The sequence below is a fragment of the Shinella agrisoli genome, assembly GCF_046557955.1.
Lineage (GTDB): Bacteria > Pseudomonadota > Alphaproteobacteria > Rhizobiales > Rhizobiaceae > Shinella.
Genome location: NZ_JBJIEP010000025.1, coordinates 40,948 through 61,558, shown reverse-complemented (window position 1 = coordinate 61,558; position 20,611 = coordinate 40,948). Strand labels below are relative to the sequence as shown.

21 protein-coding genes and 3 tRNA genes are annotated in these 20,611 nt (G+C 63.5%); 12 read left to right on the top strand and 12 right to left on the bottom strand.

Annotated features, from left to right (window positions below; all coding sequences use genetic code 11):
• Window positions 1–85: 85 nt before the first annotated feature.
• From ACIIOY_RS22145 to ACIIOY_RS22135, 3 genes are all read right to left on the bottom strand, one after another.
• On the bottom strand, window positions 86–619 hold the full coding sequence (locus tag ACIIOY_RS22145) for a hypothetical protein (protein WP_411036835.1): 534 nt from the start codon (window positions 617–619) through the stop codon (window positions 86–88).
• The gene (locus ACIIOY_RS22140) at window positions 616–1,647 is read right to left on the bottom strand and encodes a tyrosine-type recombinase/integrase (protein ID WP_411036834.1); all 1,032 of its coding nucleotides are present in this window, start codon (window positions 1,645–1,647) and stop codon (window positions 616–618) included. The genes ACIIOY_RS22145 and ACIIOY_RS22140 overlap by 4 nt, the downstream gene beginning before the upstream one ends.
• Before the next feature lie 188 nt (window positions 1,648–1,835).
• A complete protein-coding gene (locus tag ACIIOY_RS22135) occupies window positions 1,836–2,330 on the bottom strand; it encodes a YciE/YciF ferroxidase family protein (protein WP_241946546.1) in 495 nt (164 codons plus the stop codon).
• A 406-nt stretch (window positions 2,331–2,736) separates the two neighbouring features.
• On the opposite strand from ACIIOY_RS22135, the gene ACIIOY_RS22130 reads away from it, so the two are divergent.
• From ACIIOY_RS22130 to ACIIOY_RS22120, 3 genes are all read left to right on the top strand, one after another.
• Entirely contained in the window at window positions 2,737–3,063 is a 327-nt protein-coding gene (locus ACIIOY_RS22130; RefSeq protein ID WP_411036833.1) for a hypothetical protein, read from the top strand.
• Window positions 3,060–3,248, top strand: coding sequence for a hypothetical protein (locus ACIIOY_RS22125; RefSeq protein WP_411036832.1), 189 nt, complete (start codon window positions 3,060–3,062; stop codon window positions 3,246–3,248). The genes ACIIOY_RS22130 and ACIIOY_RS22125 overlap by 4 nt, the downstream gene beginning before the upstream one ends.
• 8 nt (window positions 3,249–3,256) lie before the next feature.
• Window positions 3,257–3,333, top strand: a tRNA-Arg gene (locus ACIIOY_RS22120).
• 664 nt (window positions 3,334–3,997) lie between these two features.
• On the opposite strand, the gene ACIIOY_RS22115 is transcribed toward ACIIOY_RS22120, so the two are convergent.
• Window positions 3,998–4,183: a hypothetical protein gene (locus ACIIOY_RS22115; protein WP_244765911.1), complete on the bottom strand. Its 186-nt coding sequence runs from the start codon at window positions 4,181–4,183 to the stop codon at window positions 3,998–4,000.
• Window positions 4,184–4,373: 190 nt separating this feature from the next.
• Here ACIIOY_RS22115 and ACIIOY_RS22110 point away from each other — a divergent pair, with 190 nt between their 5' ends.
• Window positions 4,374–4,562: a DUF2934 domain-containing protein gene (locus ACIIOY_RS22110; protein WP_411036831.1), complete on the top strand. Its 189-nt coding sequence runs from the start codon at window positions 4,374–4,376 to the stop codon at window positions 4,560–4,562.
• A 110-nt stretch (window positions 4,563–4,672) separates the two neighbouring features.
• Here ACIIOY_RS22110 and ACIIOY_RS22105 read toward each other — a convergent pair.
• Window positions 4,673–4,747, bottom strand: a tRNA-Asn gene (locus tag ACIIOY_RS22105).
• A 164-nt stretch (window positions 4,748–4,911) separates the two neighbouring features.
• Between ACIIOY_RS22105 and ACIIOY_RS22100 the strand changes: the two genes are divergently transcribed.
• Window positions 4,912–5,196, top strand: coding sequence for a hypothetical protein (locus ACIIOY_RS22100; protein WP_411036830.1), 285 nt, complete (start codon window positions 4,912–4,914; stop codon window positions 5,194–5,196).
• 74 nt (window positions 5,197–5,270) lie between these two features.
• Window positions 5,271–5,747 (top strand): DUF2938 domain-containing protein, encoded by a 477-nt coding sequence (locus ACIIOY_RS22095; RefSeq protein ID WP_411036829.1) that lies wholly within the window; start codon window positions 5,271–5,273, stop codon window positions 5,745–5,747.
• Between the two features lie 43 nt (window positions 5,748–5,790).
• Here the strand turns inward: ACIIOY_RS22095 and ACIIOY_RS22090 are convergent, their stop codons facing one another.
• From ACIIOY_RS22090 to exbB, 5 genes are all read right to left on the bottom strand, one after another.
• Window positions 5,791–6,111, bottom strand: coding sequence for an RcnB family protein (locus tag ACIIOY_RS22090; protein WP_411036828.1), 321 nt, complete (start codon window positions 6,109–6,111; stop codon window positions 5,791–5,793).
• A 168-nt stretch (window positions 6,112–6,279) separates the two neighbouring features.
• Window positions 6,280–6,353 (bottom strand) — tRNA-Cys (locus ACIIOY_RS22085).
• Window positions 6,354–6,442: 89 nt separating this feature from the next.
• Window positions 6,443–8,551: an acyltransferase family protein gene (locus ACIIOY_RS22080; RefSeq protein WP_411036827.1), complete on the bottom strand. Its 2,109-nt coding sequence runs from the start codon at window positions 8,549–8,551 to the stop codon at window positions 6,443–6,445.
• Between the two features lie 183 nt (window positions 8,552–8,734).
• Complete coding sequence (gene exbD / locus ACIIOY_RS22075; protein ID WP_411036826.1) at window positions 8,735–9,163, bottom strand: TonB system transport protein ExbD; 429 nt, start codon at window positions 9,161–9,163, stop codon at window positions 8,735–8,737.
• Window positions 9,164–9,167: 4 nt separating this feature from the next.
• Window positions 9,168–10,238, bottom strand: a complete 1,071-nt coding sequence (gene exbB, locus ACIIOY_RS22070; protein ID WP_411036825.1) for a tonB-system energizer ExbB — start codon at window positions 10,236–10,238, stop codon at window positions 9,168–9,170.
• A 310-nt stretch (window positions 10,239–10,548) separates the two neighbouring features.
• On the opposite strand from exbB, the gene ACIIOY_RS22065 reads away from it, so the two are divergent.
• The 5 genes from ACIIOY_RS22065 (at window position 10,549) to exoR (ending at window position 17,992) form a co-directional block, all read left to right on the top strand.
• Window positions 10,549–11,199 carry a protein-L-isoaspartate O-methyltransferase family protein gene (locus ACIIOY_RS22065; protein ID WP_411036853.1) on the top strand — a complete coding sequence of 217 codons (651 nt, stop codon included), beginning with the start codon at window positions 10,549–10,551 and terminating at the stop codon, window positions 11,197–11,199.
• Between the two features lie 260 nt (window positions 11,200–11,459).
• The gene (locus ACIIOY_RS22060) at window positions 11,460–12,227 is read left to right on the top strand and encodes a PopZ family protein (RefSeq protein WP_411036824.1); all 768 of its coding nucleotides are present in this window, start codon (window positions 11,460–11,462) and stop codon (window positions 12,225–12,227) included.
• A 139-nt stretch (window positions 12,228–12,366) separates the two neighbouring features.
• Window positions 12,367–15,210, top strand: coding sequence for a valine--tRNA ligase (locus ACIIOY_RS22055; RefSeq protein WP_411036823.1), 2,844 nt, complete (start codon window positions 12,367–12,369; stop codon window positions 15,208–15,210).
• A 359-nt stretch (window positions 15,211–15,569) separates the two neighbouring features.
• Complete coding sequence (locus ACIIOY_RS22050; protein WP_411036822.1) at window positions 15,570–16,823, top strand: OmpP1/FadL family transporter; 1,254 nt, start codon at window positions 15,570–15,572, stop codon at window positions 16,821–16,823.
• 365 nt (window positions 16,824–17,188) lie between these two features.
• On the top strand, window positions 17,189–17,992 hold the full coding sequence (gene exoR, locus ACIIOY_RS22045; RefSeq protein WP_411036821.1) for an exopolysaccharide production regulator ExoR: 804 nt from the start codon (window positions 17,189–17,191) through the stop codon (window positions 17,990–17,992).
• Window positions 17,993–18,004: 12 nt separating this feature from the next.
• On the opposite strand, the gene xth is transcribed toward exoR, so the two are convergent.
• Together xth and erpA are read right to left on the bottom strand one after the other, a co-directional pair.
• A complete protein-coding gene (gene xth / locus ACIIOY_RS22040; protein ID WP_411036852.1) occupies window positions 18,005–18,796 on the bottom strand; it encodes an exodeoxyribonuclease III in 792 nt (263 codons plus the stop codon).
• Between the two features lie 33 nt (window positions 18,797–18,829).
• Complete coding sequence (erpA, locus tag ACIIOY_RS22035) at window positions 18,830–19,162, bottom strand: iron-sulfur cluster insertion protein ErpA (RefSeq protein ID WP_411036820.1); 333 nt, start codon at window positions 19,160–19,162, stop codon at window positions 18,830–18,832.
• A 219-nt stretch (window positions 19,163–19,381) separates the two neighbouring features.
• Between erpA and ACIIOY_RS22030 the strand changes: the two genes are divergently transcribed.
• Window positions 19,382–20,602 (top strand): deoxyguanosinetriphosphate triphosphohydrolase, encoded by a 1,221-nt coding sequence (locus tag ACIIOY_RS22030; RefSeq protein WP_411036819.1) that lies wholly within the window; start codon window positions 19,382–19,384, stop codon window positions 20,600–20,602.
• Window positions 20,603–20,611 lie beyond the last annotated feature (9 nt).

Sequence of the window (20,611 nt, the reverse complement as noted above, 5' to 3'; positions counted from 1 at the left end):
CCGGCAGTGCCGGTTCGTTCTCATTATGTTCTAGTTGGAGTCTGAGTCAACGGGCCGGCGAGGAAATTCCCTTCGGGGTTCCGTGTTAGCGCCGCTTGCCGCCATGCCAGTCGTTGTAACGCGCGATCTCCTCGCGACCGGCATCCAGAACGATCCAGGTGCGATCGCCTTGCGTGTCTTTCTTACCTTCTCTGAGCGCGCCTTTATCGACCAGTTCCAGCATCGTGAAATCAGTTGCACCGGGGATTTCCGCGCTCGTCGTCACGTCGGGATGTTCGACCATGTAGCGAAGGGCGTTCACGCATCTGGTGTTGAGGTCGAGCTGGGGTTTGCGCTTTCGCCGCGCTTGTCGCCGGCCTTTCCACACACCCAAATTCTCCTCGCCGTCCGGAGCGGCCACCTGGAACCCTGCCGTGATCCCGAGATAGCCGTCGTAGAACCGGCGAACCAGCAAGACCGACCTTCCATCGTGCAGTGGGTCTATTTTGGGAAAACCGTGCCGCTCCAGGATTGGAATCGCTGCTTTCACGTACATCGACGCGCGCTCCTTGCCGACCACGGCGACGGCGATCTCGCGGTCGGTAGCGAAGAGTGGGAGCTTCGAGAGTAGGTCGGTCATCGATGTTCCCACTTGTTCATCGCCTGCGCCGCCAACTCCCGCTGGCCGCCGAGGTAGTGGGCGTGAAGGATGGCGTCAATGTCTTTCGGAGAATGACCAGTGATCGCGCCGATTTCCGCGATCGAACACCCAGCGAGCGCCAGACGGGTCACGGTCGTCCCCCTGAGGTCATGGAATGTCAGTCCTTCTACACCAGAGGCCGTGATTGCCTTGCGCCAGCTGGTGTTGAATCCGGCCTCCGTCCAAGGCTTTCCCCTTGAGTTGCAGAGCACAGCCGGGCACGGCCGGGGGATCGTCTCCAGCGCAGCGCGGACAGCACTCGAGGCGGGTATTGCGACCAGCCTGCCGGTCTTGCTCTGTTTTAATCGGAAGCTGGCGCCGTCATAGGCTGCCCACTTCAGCGCCAATAGATCGCCCTTGCGCTGGCCAGTCCACAAGGCGAGCAGAAGGGCTAAGCGAAGTTCTTGTCCGGCGACGGCATTGAAAGCCGCGATATCGGCGTCTGTCCAAATGCTCTCTCGCCGATCGGCCCGGTAGAGACGGCCACCGCGTTCTGCAATATTGCGGGAAAGCATCCCGCGGTCCTTTCCGAAGGAGAGAACGCGCGAAAGGACGCTCCAGGCGAAGTCCGCCTTTCGTGGGGTGTCGGCCATGGTATCGCGCCAGGACTTAAATCGTCCGCGAGTTTGCATGGCCTCCAGGTCGCCGAACGTCAGCGCACCGAATTCGTCGCGGATTATGTCCAGATAGCCGGCGTAATGGCGCCTAGTTTGAGCCACCTTGGATCGGAAATCTGACGAACCAAGATAGGTCGTGATCAGCCCGTGGACCGTCTCGGGGTGCGGGTGGCGTAGTCTGTCGTGCGCTGCGTCGAACGCTGCTTGCAGGCCGACGTCATCCGGCTGCATCGGCTCGCCCTTCTTGTTCTTTAAAAGCGGCCCTTTTCGCCACGCGTAGCAGTAGTAGATGGTCTTGCCGCTGGCTAAGGTCTTTTTGACCTTGGAGAGGCCTTTGAGTGGTAGCACCATGGGCAACTGCTCCAGATCAGAGGCTTGCCGCCGGCACGGATGCCGACCGCGTTCTTAGGTCTCCTCTCTGTGGTAATGCGGGTGGTGAGGCCGCAGTGAAAAAGGGTAGGGCGGGCGGAGAGAGGCGTCAAGTGCGGATAAAAAAGCCGGCCAATTGGCCGGCTTTACTGATTCCAGAGACGGAAATGTCAGGCAGCCTTCTTGGCGGCCGTCGTTTTGTTGATCGCCGTCACGGCGAGGTTCGTCAGCTTGTTGTTCGTCGCCTTCTCCTGGTCGAGAATCTCGCTTAGGAGCTTGTGCGCCTCGTCGTGGCCGAGATCCTTCGCCCATTCACGAAGCGAGCCATAGCGCGCGATCTCGTAGTGCTCGACAGCCTGACAAGCTGCGAGAAGGCCTGCATCAAGAGCTGTTCCCTCAGCCTCTTCCATGAGGCCGTCGGCTTCTTTGATCAGGCCCTCAATGGCATCGCACTTCTCGCCGGAAGCCTTCTTGCCGATCGATTTGAAGACCTGTTCCAGCTTTTTGATCTGGTCCTTGGTCTCGGCAAGGTGCTCTTCGGCCGCCTTCTTCAACTCGGCGCTCTTCGCTGCCTTGGCGACCTTCGGTAGCGCCTTGGTGATCGCGTTCTCCGCATAGTAAACGTCCTGCAGCGTGTGCTCGAAAATATCAGCCAGATTTTTCATGATGATCTCCTCGGTGTCGAATGGCGGGGAGGCAACGCGCATTGCTGGCCTTTGTTCCGTTAACCCTGCCGATCCCGCAGCCGCACGCCAGGCCCGTTGCCGTTGGACGGTATGAAGACGATTCCAAGGTCTAGCAGGGCGGCAACAACAGCCGCGACGTTGTTCGTCATGCCTGACACACTTCCCTCACTCGCCTCCATTCGCTTCAAAGTAGGCACACTGATTTTCGCCGCCGAGGCAATCTCAGCCTGCGTCTTTCCGAGGAGCGTTCTTGCCGCCGCAAGTTGTCGGCCAGATAGATTATTATGATCCATTGGTATCACTATGATCTTTTGGTATTGACATCGGGATCGTCGTGATCTAAAGGTATCACCTAGATACGAAAGACGCAACGAGGTGGCCCAACATGACGCAGAACGTAGTAAACCATTCCTTAAATCCAAGGACTGTCCAGCTCGCTGAAGCCTTCTTCGATATGGAGGATGGCCTTGGCATCGCCTACCGTAAGTCTCTTCTCGCCAGCGCAATGTTTGAGGAGCTTCGGAACGACGCTCTCGACGAGCTCCGCATTTCCGTCCGCAATCCGCACCTGCCGCGCGACTGGGCTGTAGTGCTGCGGAAGATCAGCGGCAAGTTCGAGGCACTGTGTGACGCGCTGACCGATCTGACCTGTGCCGTGAACGAGCTGGATCGCGCTTACTATGCGGCTGACAATGGGGAGGCGACGGCATGAACTGGCGCGACTTCTACCCCGAAGGCTCTACCGTCTTCATAGGCCGCGAGCGCTATATCGCCACCTATAATGAACACGGGCTTGGCTTGGACCTCTACTGCCTGAAGACGGGCGATCGCGCCATGACCATTGCGCCGGACTTCGTGCCGCAGGTGGTTACCGGCATCAAATATCCGGCTGTCTGACCTTCCCCGGCCCGCTGGCGCAACTGGATAGCGCACCGGCTTTCTATCCTGGAGGTTCCAGGTTCGAATCCTGGGCGGGCCACCAGTTTCCTTCCTGATCGTCGTCATGTCCGCTCGGGAAGGGGCCGCGCGCTGCAGCTCCTCGCTTGGTGACGCGCGGCTTTTTTACACCACAGGCCAGCGCGATAGCACGTCCCCCACATGCGACGCGCGCTGGCCGACCATTCCACGATGTAGTATCGTTGCTTCGTGCGCGGCCAATCGGCATGCGAAACCCATGGAAGACTCGCCGCGCACTGAGCCGCTCGCCTCCCCCGAGGCGGGCGGTTTTGTTTTCTCTCAGTGCTTTACCGCGTAAGCCGCGGTCAGCTCACGAGGGACCGACACCGGTTCCAAAGGTGCTCAGCATCGCCGGGCTCCTCCCGGAAAAGGCGGATTACGGTAAGGGCAATCGCATCGATGTCGTGGTCCGCATGCCTTTTCAGCCGTGCGACGACATCTCGCATAACAGCAAGATCGTCCGGCTCAAATATTCCGGCTTGAGGTAATAAATGCGGGAGATCCATGGCGAGCTCCCTTCCTTGTTCAGGGCGAAAGGAGTCACCTTACTGCCGACAGCGCCCTGATAATCGGCTGTCAGTGATGCAATTGTGCGCCTATAGCGTGACAATTGCAAGGCGAGCAGTGTACTTGCTTTCTATCTATATTAGATGTTGGATATACGGCGTGTTGCTGGTCAGACGATTTACTTACCGCTGCTTTTCGCCGGCACTCTTGCCGTCAGAGCTCCTGGAGCGCTCGTCAAAGCGATCGGCGCCCTTCGCGAGGTCCGAGCCCTTCTCAGCCTCAACCTTGCGCTCCTCGGCCCGTGTAGCCTTGTGGAGGCCTCTTGCGCCATCTTTGCCCTTCTCGGTGGGTGCGTTCTCAATTGCCATTGCGTGATCTCCTGTGGGGCATGAGGAACGACTGCAGCTAGTGGTGGTTCCAGTCGACAGGAACAAGAACGGAGGCGGGCACGTTTGTTCACGAACGAAAAAGGAGACGCACAATGAACAACATCATCTATCTCGTCGGCCTGGTCGTGGTCATTATCGCTGTACTGTCGTTCTTTGGGCTTGGCTGATCATGGACGACGAACGCGAAAGGCGGATCAAGGCGCGCGCCTTCGAGCTATGGCAGCGCGAAGGTTCGCTCGACGGCCGATCGCTCGGCCATTGGCTTCAGGCCGAGCGGGAGATCCAAGAAGAGGATGAGGCAGAAGCTGCGAGGCGGGATGTGGTCGGTCTGGCTGCAGCGGTGAACCCGACGCATTGAGTTCGACTCCACACGTTGATGTAGCGGACGTCAAAAGCGGGGAGGGATTGTGGGGAAGAAAGCGCCTGCTATCGGATTTCTCAACAATAACAGGCGCTTATCTTCAAAACTGGCTCCCCGGGCCGGATTCGAACCGGCGACCTATCGATTAACAGTCGAGTGCTCTACCGCTGAGCTACCAGGGATCATCCGCTCGCCGCGGAGTGAGCGCGTAATACAAATGCCTGATCGATTTGCCAAGCGCTTTTTGACAAAAAAATGCGCCACACTTGATTGATTGTGGAGAAGTCTCCAACTGGGGGAAGGATCAGCCTTGGAAAACCGGGCTTTGCAGCACGATGAGCGGTGAATGACGGCGCGAAAGACCAACATGCATTTCGGGATCGACCCTCGCACGAGGCAGATCGTGATCGGCTCGTTCCGCATGAAGCTGCCGGAGTCGCGCTGGCTGCGCACCACGATCGGCGTGCTGCTCATCTGCGGCGGCGTCCTCGGCTTCCTGCCTGTGCTCGGATTCTGGATGGTGCCGCTCGGCCTGCTCGTGCTCTCGCACGATTCCCATTTCGTGCGCCGCCAGCGCCGCCGTTTGGCCGTCTGGTGGGCAACGCGCAAGGCGCGGCGCGACGCGCGCTGAGGCCGCGAGCTTTCTTGCGCCCGGCCGGCGGACCTGCTCTAACCCCTTGATCGAATTCGGGCGAGGGGAAGGGCATGGAACTGCTGCTCAAGGGTGTCGTGATCGGGATCGGCGCGACGGTGCTCATGGATCTCTGGGCGATCCTGCTGTGGAAGGCGTTCGGCCAGCCGCGGCCGAACTGGGCGCCGGTCGGGCGCTGGTTCTGGCACCTGAAGAACGGCACCGTCTTTCATGACGATATAGCCAAAGCGGAGCCCTATGCCAACGAGCTGGCGCTCGGCTGGATCGGGCATTATGCCGTCGGCATTCTTTACGGCATCGTCCTGGCGCTGGCCGCCGGTCCGGCATGGTTCGCCGAGCCCGCCTTCCTGCCCGCCTGGATCCTCGGCATCGTCACCGTCGGCGCCGGCTGGTTCCTGCTGCAGCCCGGCCTCGGCATCGGCGTTGCGGCCTCGAAGCTGCCGAACGCCAACACGGTGCGGGCGCTCAACCTGATCGCGCATACGGTCTTTGCCCTGGGGCTTTACGGAACGGCGCTTCTCATTCGTTGAACGAAAACGCCGCCGCAGGCAAGAGCCTGCGGCGGCGTCCTTTTTAGCGGGCGGCGGCGACGCCGAGGATCAAGCCGGTGGCGACGCTCATCAGGAGGTAGGTGTTGTCCACCTTCACCCACTGCTGGCCGCGGCCGGGCTTGCGCAGGCCATGGCGGTGGTAGTCGCGCACGGCCGGCCGGCGCTTCCAGTCGGAATAGCGCTCGCCCTTGCGCCAATGATGCCGCTTCTTGGCGTCGTGCTTGTTCCAGGAGGACGAATAGCCCGGCTTGCGGTCGTGGCCGTGGTATTGCGCATGTGCCATCGGTGCGGCGGCGAAGGAGAGCGCGACGGCGGCAAGAAGGGTGCGGGTGAAGAGTTTCATCGGTGGGTTCCTCGTTGTCGATGAGAGGACCCTATTGCCGGAAGGATGAATGAAAACTGAATGCGACATTACAATATTGTAATGAAAACAGCCGGTTAAATTACATGGCGCGCGGGCGGCCGCGATAGGCGTTCATCGGGCGCGGCAGACCGGAATTCAAGGAAGGGATGGAGGCCTCGCCGAGAATCGAACTCGGGTGCAAGGATTTGCAGTCCTCTGCGTAACCACTCCGCCACGAGGCCGTCCGTTTGCTATAAAGCGAGTGGTGCCGGGCGTTTAGAACGAATTTAGAAAGGGCGCAAGGGGCTTCAATCTGAATGTGATCCTTTTTTCACCGGGCGGATCCTTGCGCAAAACGCCCGGCTTCGCCGGACAGCCGGACCTGTGCGGCAAAATCGCCGAGGAAGGGATGGAGGATCTCCCCGGCAAGCAGCGATGCCCCTTCTTCGGAGAGGTGGTCGTCGTCGGAATAGTAGCGCTTGCCGCCGTGCTGGACGACGCACCGGTCCTTCACGAACGTGTCGCAAAGGGCGCGGTCCGGATAGACATGGAAGATCTTCGGGCCGGTTATCCCGTCGAGCAGGGCGCCCGAGAATGCATTGCGGCTCCGGTATCTTTCATAGGATGTCGTCACCTCGTCCGGCAGCCGGCCTTCTTCGAGATAGCGGATGAAATTGTACCGCTTGATGTCGATGCCCGTCTCCGGGATCGGATGGACGATCGAGACGGGAAGGCCGGTACCCTCCAGCTTCTGGAACAGGCGTTTTACGGCCCGCTCCTTCGCCGGCGCGAGGATGCTTCTTTCGCCGCTTTCGTCGCGCGCTTCATAGATCCGCTCCTTGTCCAGCTCGACCCCGCCTTCGCCATTGTCGAAGGTCAGGCGGTCGATCTCTCCGGGCACGGGATAGAGCCGGTAGTTCCAGCGGATGGCGACGATTATCCCGTCCGCTTCGCGCTTCAGGAAATCGAGGGTCTGGTCGAAGGCCTGGCGGCAGGTCTCGAAGCGGTCTTCCGGAAGGCCCTGCACCATGATGTCGGGAATGGGCTCGCATTGCGTGACGTTCACGCGCAGCCCGCGAATGGCGAGACGCTTGAACTCCCTGTCCAGCATGGCCAAAAGCGCCTGGGCGTGGGAATCGCCGTAGAGCGCGATCGCCTTCTTGCCGCCGGGATCGCCGAAGGCGCATCCCGGGGGAACGGCCGCGCCGCTGGCGTCGAAATATGTGCAGGCCGCGCCGGTCTCCAATTCGGGCGTGTCGAGGAAGGCGATGACCTCTTTGGGAAACCGGCCGGAAAATCCGCCGGCCTGGAGCGCGGCCAGCCCGAGCGCGGCGGTGAGGAGGCAGGACGCGAGCGCCAGGGAGAGGACGCGTCCGGCATCCAGCTTGTGGAGGCTCCTGGCGGGGATCTCGATGAATTTCCAGGTCAGGAAGCCGAGGGCGACGGAAACGGCCGCAAGCCCCAGCTCCTCGAGCGGCGAGAGGGCGTGCGCGCTGCGCAGCCTTGCGAAGGCAAGAACCGGCTGGTGCCAGAGATAGGAGCTGTAGCTGGAAAGGCCGATCAGCTGGAGCGGCCTGGAGGAGAGGAGGCGGTGGCAGAGGCCGCCGCGCCGCACGAACAGCAGGATAAGAGCGGTTCCGAGCACCGGAACGAGTGCATTGTAACCGGGGAACCGGGTGGTGCTGGTGAACAGGAAAACCGAGACGGCGATGGCGCCGAGCCCCGTCGCGGCCAGGAGTTCCGCCGTGCGGTTGCCAATCGAGTCGATGCGGGAGGAGTGGCCGAGACCCTGAAGCGCGGCGATGATGGAGCCGGCGAGGATTTCCCAGGCGCGCGAGGGAAGCAGGAAATAGGCCGCTTCCGGCGCGTAGCGGACCATCTTGCCGGAAAGGTAGAGGCCGGCGACGGCGGCCGCGACCAGGGCCGGCAGCACCAGCCGCGGCGCCAGTCTCCAGATCAGGCCGAGAACCACCGGGAAGATGATGTAATATTGCTCCTCGACCGCGAGGCTCCAGGTATGGAGGAGGGGTTTCAACTCCGCCTGGACATCGAAATAGCCGCTTTCCCGCCAGAACAGGATGTTCGAGGAGAAGGTGGCGACCGCGATGACGCTTTTCGAGAATTTCTGAAGGTCCTGCGGCGCCATCCAAAGCCATGCGGCCGCAAAGCTTGCGGCCGTCACGACGGTCAGCGCCGGCAGGATGCGCACGCACCGGCGCTTGTAGAAGTCGATGATCGAATAGGTGGAGCTTTGGTGGGCGTCGAGCAGGATCCTCGTGATGAGGTAGCCGCTGATGACGAAGAAGACGTCGACCCCGACATAGCCGCCGCTCACCCAGGGAATGCCGGCGTGAAAGAGGATCACCGGCACCACCGCCACCGCGCGAAGGCCGTCGATTTCCGTGCGGTACGCGATCTTGTGGGAAGCAGGGTCTGGCATGTCTATCCCGGAGCAACGTTCCTGCGGCCCGCCGCAACCTGTCGGAGGCGGCCGGCGGTTGCCCATGGATTTCGCAAGGGCAGCGATAGCCCGTACCACCGGCATTGCGATGTCGGCAAGATGCCGTTCCGGGAAGGGGCACGCCGGAGGGACGGCACGCCCGCAAGCGCGCCGGCCGGATGCTTATTGCGCCGGGGCGCCTTCGAGGCCGACGAGGGCGATCTTGGCGTAGCCGGCGCCGCGCAGCAGGTTCATGACGTCCATGACGTTGCCGTAGTCGACCGCCTTGTCGGCGCGCAGCAGGATGCGGGTGTCCTTGTTGCCTTCGGTCACGGCGTCGAGCTCGGGGCCGAAATTGTCGCGTGCGATCTCGCCGTTGCCGATCGAGACCGTCAGGTCCTTCTTCAGCGTCATGAAGACCGGCTTGTCCTCGCGCGGCGTCGGCTGGGCGACGGAGGAGGGCAGGTCGACATTGATGTCGACGGTGGCGAGCGGCGCGGCCACCATGAAGATGATGAGCAGCACCAGCATGACGTCGATGAACGGCGTCACGTTGATCTCGCTGTTCTCCTCCAGGTCGTCGCCGCCGCCTTCCTTGATCTTGCTGGCCATGGCGTCACCCGATCTTCACGACGGAGCCGGCGGCGCGCTCGGCACGCTGGGCGGGCTGGCGCTGGGCGCGGCGGACGTCGAGGTCGCGGCTTGCAAGCCGTTCGATCGCCGCCGACGCATCGGCGAGGTTCTGCCGGTAGCCGGTGATGGCGCGCGCCAGGAAGTTGTAGAACACGACCGCGGGGATGGCGGCGACGAGGCCGATGGCGGTCGCAAGCAGCGCTTCGGCGATACCCGGCGCGACGATGGCGAGGTTCGTGGTCTGCGCCTTCGAGATGCCGATGAACGAGTTCATGATGCCCCAGACGGTGCCGAAGAGGCCGACGAACGGGGCGGTCGAGCCGATCGTGGCGAGCAGGCCCGTGCCCTTGGCGATGCGGCGGCCAGCATGCGCCTCCATGCGGCTGAGGCGCGAGGCGATGCGTTCCTTGACGCCGCCGTCGGACACATGGTCGAGAACGCCTTCGGACATCTCCATTTCCTCACGCGCGGCGCGGGTCATGCGGGCGACCACGCCGCGGTTGCGGCCGAGCGCCTGCTCGCCGTCCTCCAGGCCGCGCGCAGCGGCGAGCTGGCGCACGGCGCGGCTGGCGGAGCGCTGGGCACCGCCGAGTTCGGCGATCTTCACGAGCAGGACCGTCCAGGTGACGACGGAGGCGAAGGCAAGGCCGAGCATGACCGCCTTGACGACGATGTCGGCGGCCATGAACATGCCCCACGGCGAAAGGTCGTGCGGCAGGCCGGCCTGGCGTTCGCCCGCGGCCTCGGCATCGTCGACCGCGTCGAGGTCGGTGGCCTCCTCCTCGCCCGGGGTCGTGCCGGTTTCGGCGCCCGTCGCCGGGTTCGCCGGGGTGTCGGCCGTGCCTTCGCTCGTCGTCGGCCGCGCGGTGGTGTCCGTCGTCGAGGCGCCGCCGGTATCGCTTCCTGCGGGCTGTCCTGCCTCCGGCTGGGTGTCCGTCTGGACCGACGGTGTTTCCTGGGTCTGCGCCGACACGGCGTGCGGGGCGGCGAGCGCCATCAGGATGATCGCGAATAGCAGTCGAGACCGTTTCAGCACGGCGTATTCCTCTTGCATGTCTCAATTCAAACGGAGCCCGTTCGCAAGAACCGGGCACGGTGGGCGCGCAGGACGCCCTGAAGCCTGAGTGCTCAATACGACATTATGCACGGAACAGGCAATAATATGTTGAGTAATTTATTCATGATAACTCGCGGAAAAATACAGGGGCCATCGCTGCATCGTCGGGGGCGCGGTTTTTGCGCGCAATCGCCTGCCGCCTATGGACACCCGGCCCGAAACCGAACTATGAGAATTGCGACGCATCCGGCTCCGGGCCGGGCTCTTGCGCCGGTCTACGCCGTTTTTACTCTAAGGGCCAGAGATGATTGACTATAATGCAGCGCGCACGAAGATGGTGGACAACCAGATCCGTACGACGGACGTGACGTCGCACGAGGTGCTCGACGCTTTCCTCACCGTGCCGCGCGAAGAGTTCGTGCCGGCGGCTCTGAAGCCGCTCGCCTATATCGACAACGACATCCAGCTCGCGCCCGGCCGCTACCTGATGGAGCCGTCGCCGCTCGCCAAGCTGGTCCAGCTCGCCGAGGTCGCCGCCGGCGACGTCGTGCTGGAGGTCGGCTGCGGCACCGGCTACGCCTCCGCGATCCTCTCGCGGCTCGGCAGCTCGGTCGTCGCGCTCGAAAGCGATGCGGAGCTCGCGGCCGCCGCGACGGAAACGCTCGCGCGCCTCGGCTATGACAATGTCGCCGTCGTGACCGGCGACCTCGAGGCCGGCTACGCGCCCGAGGCGCCCTACGACGTGATCTTCGTGCACGGCGCCGTCGAATTCGTGCCGGATGCGCTCTTCGCGCAGTTGCGCGACGGCGGCCGCCTCGTCGTCGTCGAAGGCTACGGCAACGCCTCGCAGGCCCGCCTCTATATCAAGGAAGGCGGCCGCGTCGCCGAGCGCAATGTCTTCAACACCGCCGTCAAGCCGTTGCCCGGCTTCCGCAAGGCGAAGGAATTCGTCTTCTGATCGCCGCTTGGGCGGAATGAAAATCCGGAGGCCCGCTGCGCATCGTGCGGCGGGCCTTTCCTTTTGGGCATGGTCGGGTTCTGCCACGGCCGCCCATGGTCCCCAGGCCTCGCCCTTGGCAGGGCAAACAAATCTGTGCATCACTGATAACACATGATTCGCAGCGATTTAGTTCGCCGCCGAACTCGCCTAGGGTTTTCGGGACGTCCGGCACGCCTCTTGCGGCAGGCCGCGGGACGCCGCAGAGAACGGGGACAGAAATGGCTCAGCCGAATGTAGCGCGTGAACCGTCCATGGATGAAATCCTGGCGTCGATCCGCAAGATCATCGAGAACAACGAAGCCCAGCCGGAGCTTGCCGCCGGCGCTGGCGACGAAGGCTTCGACATCTCGACGGAAAGCGACGCGAACCTGCTCGATCATCCCTCGGTGGTCGAGCGGTTCCATGCGGAAGAGCACCGCTCCGCCGCGGCCGAGCCGATCCAGCGCGCCGAACCGGCGCAGGGCGCCCAGCCCGCCATGTCGCTGGCGGATGTCGCCGCGCGCGTGCGCGCCGCTTCAGAGCGCCACGTCGCCGCGAACCGGGAACCGGTCGAGCGCGAGCCTCTGCTGGCGGAGCCGGTGCAGGTGGCCGCCCGCGAGGAAAGCCCGTTGGTGACGGCGCGCATGGCGGTGACGGCAAGCCACCTGGACGCGCCGGTCGAGAAAGTCGAGCCGGCCGCCGGAGCCGCCGGGAAGGCGGACGCCGCCGAGCCGGTTCGCGCTGCGCCGGTTCAAGCTGTCGAACAGGCGGCGCCGAGCCGCGATATCGCAGCGCTCGTATCGCCGGCCGTCGGCGAGCGGGTGGCGCAGTCCTTCGGCGCGCTGGCCGAGGCGCTCGATGCCGGCCCGCGCCGCTCCTTCGACGAGATCGCCGAGGACATGCTGCGCCCCATGCTGCAGGAATGGCTCGACGACAACCTGCCGACGCTGGTGGAGCGGCTGGTGCGCGAGGAGATCGAGCGGGTGGCGCGCGGTCCGCGCCGCTGACCGGCGCCGGCATTTTCATCGGAACGAAACGGTTTGAGCCGCGCCGGGTCTCCGGGGCGGCTTTCTTCTGATATTGTTGACTCCATCCCGGCCATCCGGTTTAGAACACCCACCGACAAACAGCAGGCCACGCACGAAAATGCTTGAAAAGAACTATGATTCCGCAGCGGTCGAGCCGCGAATTGCCAAGACGTGGGAAGACGCGAACGCTTTTCGCGCGGGCGAGGGGGCAAAGCCCGGCGCCGAGACCTTCACCATCGTCATCCCGCCGCCGAACGTGACGGGCTCGCTGCATATGGGCCACGCGCTCAACAACACGCTGCAGGACATCATGGTCCGCTTCGAGCGCATGCGCGGCAAGGACGTGCTGTGGCAGCCCGGCATGGACCATGCCGGCATCGCGACGCAGATGGTGGTCGAGCGCAAGCTTGCGGCGGAAAAGCAGCCGGGCCGGCGCGAGCTCGGCCGCGAGGCCTTCGTCGAGAAGGTCTGGGAATGGAAGGCGGAATCGGGCGGCCTGATCTTCAACCAGCTGAAGCGCCTCGGCGCCTCCTGCGACTGGTCGCGCGAACGCTTCACCATGGACGAGGGGCTTTCCGACGCCGTCCTCGAAGTCTTCGTCTCGCTCTACAAGGAAGGCCTGATCTACAAGGACAAGCGCCTCGTCAACTGGGACCCGAAGCTGCTGACCGCGATTTCCGACCTCGAGGTCGAGCAGGTCGAGGTGAACGGCAGCCTCTGGCACCTGCGCTACCCGCTGGAGCCGGGCGTCACCTACGAGCATCCCGTCGCCTTCGACGAGGACGGCAAGCCGACGGCATTCGAGACGCGCGACTATCTCGTCGTCGCGACGACCCGTCCGGAAACCATGCTCGGCGACACCGGTGTCGCGGTGAACCCGCAGGACGAGCGCTACAAGTCGATCGTCGGCAAGCATGTCATCCTGCCGATCGTCGGCCGCAGGATTCCCATCGTCGCGGACGAGTATCCGGACCCCACCGCCGGCACCGGCGCGGTCAAGATGACGCCCGCCCACGACTTCAACGACTTCGAGGTCGGCAAGCGCCACGGCCTGCGCCAGGTCAACGTGCTGACGGTCGACGGCAAGGTCACGCTCAAGGAGAACGAGGATTTCCTCGAAGGCCTCGACCATCCCGCCGCGCTGCACGGCGCCTGGGACCAGCTCGAAGGCAAGGACCGCTTCGAGGCGCGCAAGGTCATCGTCGGCATTTTCGAGGAGGCGGGCCTTCTCGACAAGGTCGAGCCGCACAAGCACACCGTGCCGCACGGCGACCGCGGCGGCGTGCCGATCGAGCCGCGCCTGACCGAGCAATGGTATGTCGATGCCAAGACGCTCGCCCAGCCGGCGATCGCCTCGGTTCGCGAAGGCCGCACCAAGTTCGTGCCGAAGAACTGGGAAAAGACCTATTACGAGTGGATGGAGAACATCCAGCCCTGGTGCGTCTCGCGCCAGCTCTGGTGGGGTCATCAGATACCGGCCTGGTACGGTCCGGACGGCCAGGTCTTCGTCGAGAAGACCGAGGAGGAGGCGCTGCACGCGGCGATCCAGCACTACATCTCCCATGAAGGCCCGTGGAAGGCCTGGGTCGAGGAGAAGCTGGAGAATTTCGCGCCGGGCGAGATCCTGACGCGCGACGAGGACGTGCTCGACACCTGGTTCTCCTCCGCGCTCTGGCCGTTCTCCACGCTCGGCTGGCCGGAAGAGACGCCGGAGCTGAAAAAATACTACCAGACCGACGTGCTCGTCACCGGCTTCGACATCATCTTCTTCTGGGTCGCCCGCATGATGATGATGGGCCTGCACTTCATGAAGGACGAGGCCGGCAACCCGGTCGAGCCGTTCCACACCGTCTATGTCCACGCCCTGGTGCGCGACAAGAACGGGCAGAAGATGTCGAAGTCGAAGGGCAACGTCATCGACCCGCTCGAACTGATTGACGAATACGGTGCCGACGCGCTGCGCTTCACGCTGGCCATCATGGCCGCGCAGGGACGCGACGTGAAGCTCGATCCGGCCCGCATCGCCGGCTACCGCAATTTCGGCACCAAGCTCTGGAACGCCACGCGCTTTGCCGAGATGAACGGGGTCGCGAGCGATCCGAAGTTCGTGCCGGAAACGGCCTCGCTGACGATCAACCGCTGGATCCTGACGGAACTCGCCCGCACGGCCCGCGACGTCACCGAGGCGATCGAAACCTACCGCTTCAACGACGCGGCGGGCACCCTCTACCGCTTCATCTGGAACCAGTTCTGCGATTGGTACCTGGAGCTCCTCAAGCCGGTCTTCAACGGCGAGGACGAGGCGGCGAAGGCGGAATCGCAGGCCTGCGCCGCCTATGTCCTGGAGGAGACCTACAAGCTCCTGCACCCGTTCATGCCCTTCATGACGGAAGAGCTTTGGGCGCACACGGCCGGCGAAGGCAAGACGCGCGATACCCTGCTCTGCCACGCCGAATGGCCGTCGCCCGCCTATGCGGACGACGCGGCCGCCGACGAGATCAACTGGCTGGTCGAGCTCGTCTCGGGCATCCGCTCGGTGCGCGCCGAGATGAACGTGCCGCCGGGCGCCACGGCCCCGCTCGTCGTCGTTGGCGCCAACGCGCTGACGCAGAAGCGGCTGACGACGCACGATCCGGCCATCCGCCGTCTCGCGCGCGTCGAGGATGTCCGCCTCGAAGGTTCCGCTCCCAAGGGGGCCGCGCAGATCGTCGTCGGCGAGGCGACGGTCTGCCTGCCGCTCGGCAGCCTGATCGATCTTGCGGCCGAGAAGGCCCGCCTCGAAAAGGCGATCGAGAAGGCCAGGGCGGAGGCCGCGCGCATCCAGGGCAAGCTGTCGAACGAGAAGTTCGTCGCCAATGCCAAGCCGGAGGTCGTCGAGGCCGAGCGCGAGCGCTTTGCCGAATTGGAACAGCAGCTTGCAAGCCTCTCGGTGGCGCTTGCCCGCGTCAGCGAAGCGGGCTGATTCTTCGGCCTGAGCCTGGCAGGGACCCCAAAACCGCGCCGGAACCCCCGGCGCGGTTTTCTATTCGCGCGCCGGTCCGCAAAATTCCGGTTGTGTCCAAAATGTGACATGACGGCCGGATAACAAAAAAATCATCTCGGAAAGGACGTATTCTTGGAGTTTTGGGGAATATTTTTCCGATCAATCGAATTGCTGAGGGGCTTCAGAAAAATCTTACGTAATTTAATGACGGGTCCGTGGAAATCACCGGCAAAAAGTGGGGTTTGCCAAGCCGGCGCTCCTCTTCGATAGTCAGTGTCGGAGAGGCGCGGGACGGAGGCAGCCGTCGGCCGCGCGAGATGCTCGCAGGGGAGGACTGTATGCGTAAGAAGAATGTCGGCGTAGGTGCAATGGCGGCGGTCGCGCTGCTGACGTCCACGTCTGCTCAAGCCGGCGGCCTGGAGCGCGCCGGCTACAACATCGACCTTTTGTTCGAGCCGTCGGGCTATGCCATCGAAACGGGCGCGACCTATGTCAACCCGCAGCGCAAGCTCAACAATGTCCGCGATACGAATCCGGCCGACGGCACGAATGCCGGCCGGCCGAGCAACGGCGTCGATGCGACGGAAGGGTATTGGGTGCCGCGCATCGGTTTCAAGGCTGGCTTTGGCGACGCGGTCGACTGCATGTTCGATTATTCGCAGCCGTGGGGCGCGCACCTTAATCAGGGCAGGAACTGGGTCGGTGCGAACGAGAATATCGAGACCAAGATCAAAAGCGACAACTACGCGGCGACCTGCTCGTATTCCTTCGATGTCGGTCCCGGCCAGTTGCGCGTTATCGGCGGCGGCTTCTACCAGGAACTTTCAGGATTTCAGGAGCGCTTGGCGGCAGAATTGCCGGCCGCCTTCGGCACCGGCGTCGGCCGCCTGGACTTGAAGGGTGACGGCTGGGGCTGGCGCGCCGGCGTAGCCTACGAAATCGAGGAATATGCCCTGCGCACGAGCCTCGTTTACAACAGCGCCGTTGATCTCGACAACATTACGGGCACCCTGAACCTGACGGGTGTCCCTTCCGCCGTGAACCCGTTGAACCCGCTGCTCGGCCGTACGACGTCCGTTTTCGGCTCGACCAGCATGCCCGACTCGCTCGAGTTCAAGTTCCAGACCGGCGTTGCCCCCGGCTGGCTGGTCTTCGGCGGCGTGAAGTGGACCGACTGGAGCCAGTTGCAGAGCCTGCCGTTCTGCCCGGAATCGACGAGGGCCGTGGCCTGCACCACGCGTGGTGCAACGGAAGCGACGTCGCTTGACCTTTTCTATCGTGACGGCTGGACGATCACCGGCGGTGTCGGCCATAAGTTCAACGAGCAGTGGAGCGGCGCCCTCAGCCTGACCTGGGACCGCGGCGTCTCCACGGGCCTTGGAACCCACTCCGATACCTGGACGGTTGGCGGTGGCGTTGCATATTCGCCGAACGAGAACATCGAGTTCCGCGTTGCCGGCGCCATCGGCGTGCTCACCAGCGGCTCGTCCGGCCCGGTCGTGCGCAACGGCCAGACTTTCGGCCGCGCTTCCTACGACTTCGACAACGACCTCATCACGGCAATCTCGACCTCGCTGAAAGTGAAGTTCTGATCGGCGGACCATAAACGACCGAAAAAAAGGGCCCGGCGTCATCGCCGGGCCCTTTTTCTTGGTTAACGTTTCCTTGCCGTTTGTTCCCTTCAAAAGGGAAGTCACAGCGGTGTCTGAAAATATGTGACGGAATCGCAACACATTTTTTTCCAGAGTTTGCTACACCCATCGGGAAGCGACGAAATGTCCATTTCCCGCCACAAACGGGGCGCAGCGATAAGGACATGTAGACGCGTGGAACCTGCGCCAAGGAAACGATGAGCCAGCCGATGTCATTGTCGCCGGAACTGCCGGAAGCCCGCACGAGCCTCGTGCGTTTCCGGTTCGGCCCGGCAAGGAAAACCCGGCGCGGAATTGTAGAAGTGATGCCCAAGTCCGAGTTGATGCCGATGAAAGTACTGGTAATGGGCCTTTGCCTTTCGCTGTCCTCGTGGATGGCGCCCCAGGCCCTCGCATTCGACCCTCAGTCCGGCGTCAGCAAGGAAAGCGGTCCTTTCGACCTCTTCAAGTTCGGTTTCTTCTCCTACAAGGAAGGACGCAAGAGCGACGCCGTCGAGGCTTATCGCTACGCGGCGGAAAAGGGCCATACCGGCTCGCGCTGGGCGCTCGCCAACATGTATGCGGATGGCGACGGCGTTCCGGAGAACGACCTCGAAGCCTTCAAAATCTACAGCGAAATCGCCCAGGCCGGCGTCGAGCCGGGGTCCGAGGACACCGGCTACTTCGCCAACGCGCTGATCGCGCTCGCCAGCTACTATCGCCGCGGCATTCCGGACAGCCCCGTCAAGATCGACCTCGCGCAGGCGCGCCAGCTCTATTTCCAGGCGGCCTCCGCCTTCGGCATTCCGGAAGCCCAGTTCCAGCTCGGCCGCATGATGCTGACGGGCGAGGGCGGCTCCGTCAGCGTGCACCAGGCCAAGAAATGGCTGAACCGGGCCCGCAACAACGGCCATGCCGGCGCCATGGGGCTGTTCGGCAACATCATCTTCCAGGAAGGCGATACGGCCCGGGGCCTCGCCTTCATGACGGCCGCCCTCGATCATTGCCCGCCGAAGGACTGTGCCTGGCTTCAGGCCAACCAGGAAGAGGCCTTCTCCGTCGCCAGCGAGGAAGACCGCCGCAGGGGTATCGCGCTCGCGCAGAACATCCGGTTCAATCCCGGCGAATAGGATCCCGGTCCTTTAAGCGGCGTAATCGAGCACCGCCACCACCGGCACGTGGTCCGATGGCTTTTCCCAGGCGCGCACGTGCTTTTCGACCGCCGTCGAGACGAGGCGGTCGGAGGCTTCGGCCGACAGCATGAGATGGTCGATGCGGATGCCGAAATTCTTTGGCCAGCACCCCCCCTGGTAATCCCAGAACGTATAGAGCGGCACCGCGTCCGTCGAGGCGCGCACGGCATCGGTGAGGCCGAGGTTCTCGAGGCGGCGGAAAGCCTGGCGGGTCGGCGGCAGATAGAGCGCGTCCCTTTCCCAGACCTTCACGTCCCAGCAGTCGTGCGGTTCGGGAATGACATTGTAGTCGCCGGCGAGGACCAGCGGCTCCTCCAGCGCCAGCCGGTCCTCGGCAAAGGCGATGAGCCGGTCCATCCAGGAGAGCTTGTAGGGATATTTCACCGGATCGTCCGGCGGGTTGCCGTTCGGCAGGTAGAGGGAGCAGACGCGGATCGCCCCGCCCTCGACGGAGAACACGCCCTCGATGAAGCGCGCGTGGTCGTCGCCGTCGCCGCCCGGCAGCCCGCGGTTCACTTCGTCGGGACGGATCTTCGAGAGCAGGGCGACGCCGTTGAAGCCCTTCTGGCCATGCGTTTCGACATGATAGCCGAGCGCTTCGATCTCGCTGCGCGGGAAACCCTCGTCGATCGTCTTGATTTCCTGCAGGCCGACGATGTCGGGATCGGAGTCCTTGAGCCAGGCGACGAGATTGTCGATGCGCGCCCGCACGCCGTTGATGTTCCAGGTGGCAATCTTGATCGGCATGCGGGTTCCGTTCCGGTTGGGTGAAGATCAGATCGAGAAGCTGGTGCCGCAGCCGCAGCTTGCGACGGCGTTGGGGTTCTTGATCTGGAAGGATTGGCCGAGCAGGTTGTCGACGAAGTCGATCTCCGAGCCGTCCATGTAGATGAGGGAAAGCTGGTCGATCAGCACCCTGGCATTGTCCTTCTCGAGCACGAGGTCGTCGTCCTGCTGGTCCTCGACGAGGTCGAACTTGTAGGAGAAACCCGAACAGCCGCCGCCTTCCACGGAGACGCGCAAGGCCTGCTTTTCGGGCGAGGAGCCGAGGATGGACGCAATGCGCCTTGCGGCGGCGTCGGAGATGGTTACGGACTTGTCGGTCATGTCTGCCTCCTGCCGGGGTCAAGATCCGGAGAGAATCGCTTGCAATGCGCGGCCGGCGAACCTGCCGCCGAAAACCCGGCCTCCTGCGAGCCGCCTGAAACAAATATCTGAAAAGACTTGTCTTTCAAGCACAGCTTGCGGCCGGACTTGCCGCTATGCACACTATAGGTATGAAGGCATTGAGGCCGCGTCAATGGGCGGCGTGAATGCAGGTGACGAATGAGCTTTGACAGACATGCGCTGGGTTTCGGCGCGGGACAGCGCGCCATCTACGCTTCCGACCCCTGGGCGACCCGCGGCCGGCTCTTCCCGGAGCCGGAGAGCCCGACGCGTTCGGACTTCCAGCGCGACCGCGACCGTATCGTGCATACGACCGCCTTCCGCCGCCTCAAGCACAAGACGCAGGTCTTCATCGCCGCCGATGGCGACCATTACCGCACGCGGCTCACCCACACGATCGAGGTGGCGCAGATCGCCCGCGCGCTCGCCCGCGCCCTGAAGCTCGACGAGGACCTCGCCGAGGGTGTCGCGCTGGTCCACGATTTCGGCCACACGCCCTTCGGTCACACCGGCGAGGACGCGCTGCACGAGATGCTGGAGCCGTTCGGCGGCTTCGACCACAATGCCCAGTCGCTGCGCATCGTCACCAAGCTGGAGCGCCGCTATGCCGAGTTCGACGGGCTGAACCTGACATGGGAGAGCCTGGAAGGCCTCGTCAAGCACAACGGCCCGCTGATCGGCCCGACCGGCGAGTGCACGCACGGAGACGACGTCCCGCGGCCGATCCTCGAATATTGCACGGTGCACGACCTGGAGCTCGGCAGCTTTGCGAGCCTGGAGGCGCAGGTGGCGGCGATCGCCGACGACATCGCCTACAACACCCATGACATCGACGACGGCCTGCGCTCGGGCTATCTCACCTTCGAGATGCTGGAAGAGGTGCCGTTCCTCGCAAAACTGATGAAGCAGGTCCACGACCGCTATCCGGGGCTGGAGGAATCGCGCTTCACGCATGAGATCATGCGCCGGCAGATCACCGCCATGGTGGAGGACGTGATCGGCTACGCGCAGCAGGCGATCCGCGAGGAGCGCCCGGAAAGCGCCGACGACGTGCGCAAGGCGCGCCGCTGCCTTGCGACCTTCTCCGAAGAAATGTCCGTCACGGACAGGCAGATCAAGAAGCTGCTGTTCTCGCGCATCTACCGGCATCCGGAGGTCATGCGGGTGAGGGCGAACGCCGCCTCCATCCTGACGGACCTCTACCACGCCTATATGGACGACCCGCAGCTCATGCAGGGGCACTATTGGGTGGACCGCATCGCGAGCATGCCGGAATCGGCGCGCGCCCGCCATGTCGGCGACTACCTGGCGGGAATGACCGACAACTATGCGATCAACACGCACCGCCGGCTGTTTGACCATACCCCGGAATTGCGATAGTCAGCCGCC

What these genes read in the sequence shown, in the direction of transcription:
- ACIIOY_RS22130 (WP_411036833.1), top strand. Translation starts at nt 2,737, where the DNA reads ATGACGCAGAACGTAGTAAACCATTCCTTAAATCCAAGGACTGTCCAG.
- ACIIOY_RS22110 (WP_411036831.1), top strand. Translation starts at nt 4,374, where the DNA reads ATGGACGACGAACGCGAAAGGCGGATCAAGGCGCGCGCCTTCGAGCTA.
- ACIIOY_RS22030 (WP_411036819.1), top strand. Translation starts at nt 19,382, where the DNA reads ATGAGCTTTGACAGACATGCGCTGGGTTTCGGCGCGGGACAGCGCGCC.
- ACIIOY_RS22055 (WP_411036823.1), top strand. Translation starts at nt 12,367, where the DNA reads ATGCTTGAAAAGAACTATGATTCCGCAGCGGTCGAGCCGCGAATTGCC.
- ACIIOY_RS22080 (WP_411036827.1), bottom strand. Translation starts at nt 8,551, where the DNA reads ATGCCAGACCCTGCTTCCCACAAGATCGCGTACCGCACGGAAATCGAC.
- erpA (WP_411036820.1), bottom strand. Translation starts at nt 19,162, where the DNA reads ATGACCGACAAGTCCGTAACCATCTCCGACGCCGCCGCAAGGCGCATT.
- exbB (WP_411036825.1), bottom strand. Translation starts at nt 10,238, where the DNA reads ATGCAAGAGGAATACGCCGTGCTGAAACGGTCTCGACTGCTATTCGCG.
- ACIIOY_RS22145 (WP_411036835.1), bottom strand. Translation starts at nt 619, where the DNA reads ATGACCGACCTACTCTCGAAGCTCCCACTCTTCGCTACCGACCGCGAG.
- ACIIOY_RS22050 (WP_411036822.1), top strand. Translation starts at nt 15,570, where the DNA reads ATGCGTAAGAAGAATGTCGGCGTAGGTGCAATGGCGGCGGTCGCGCTG.
- ACIIOY_RS22060 (WP_411036824.1), top strand. Translation starts at nt 11,460, where the DNA reads ATGGCTCAGCCGAATGTAGCGCGTGAACCGTCCATGGATGAAATCCTG.
- exoR (WP_411036821.1), top strand. Translation starts at nt 17,189, where the DNA reads ATGCCCAAGTCCGAGTTGATGCCGATGAAAGTACTGGTAATGGGCCTT.
- ACIIOY_RS22100 (WP_411036830.1), top strand. Translation starts at nt 4,912, where the DNA reads ATGACGGCGCGAAAGACCAACATGCATTTCGGGATCGACCCTCGCACG.
- ACIIOY_RS22135 (WP_241946546.1), bottom strand. Translation starts at nt 2,330, where the DNA reads ATGAAAAATCTGGCTGATATTTTCGAGCACACGCTGCAGGACGTTTAC.
- ACIIOY_RS22140 (WP_411036834.1), bottom strand. Translation starts at nt 1,647, where the DNA reads ATGGTGCTACCACTCAAAGGCCTCTCCAAGGTCAAAAAGACCTTAGCC.
- ACIIOY_RS22115 (WP_244765911.1), bottom strand. Translation starts at nt 4,183, where the DNA reads ATGGCAATTGAGAACGCACCCACCGAGAAGGGCAAAGATGGCGCAAGA.
- ACIIOY_RS22090 (WP_411036828.1), bottom strand. Translation starts at nt 6,111, where the DNA reads ATGAAACTCTTCACCCGCACCCTTCTTGCCGCCGTCGCGCTCTCCTTC.
- ACIIOY_RS22125 (WP_411036832.1), top strand. Translation starts at nt 3,060, where the DNA reads ATGAACTGGCGCGACTTCTACCCCGAAGGCTCTACCGTCTTCATAGGC.
- ACIIOY_RS22095 (WP_411036829.1), top strand. Translation starts at nt 5,271, where the DNA reads ATGGAACTGCTGCTCAAGGGTGTCGTGATCGGGATCGGCGCGACGGTG.
- exbD (WP_411036826.1), bottom strand. Translation starts at nt 9,163, where the DNA reads ATGGCCAGCAAGATCAAGGAAGGCGGCGGCGACGACCTGGAGGAGAAC.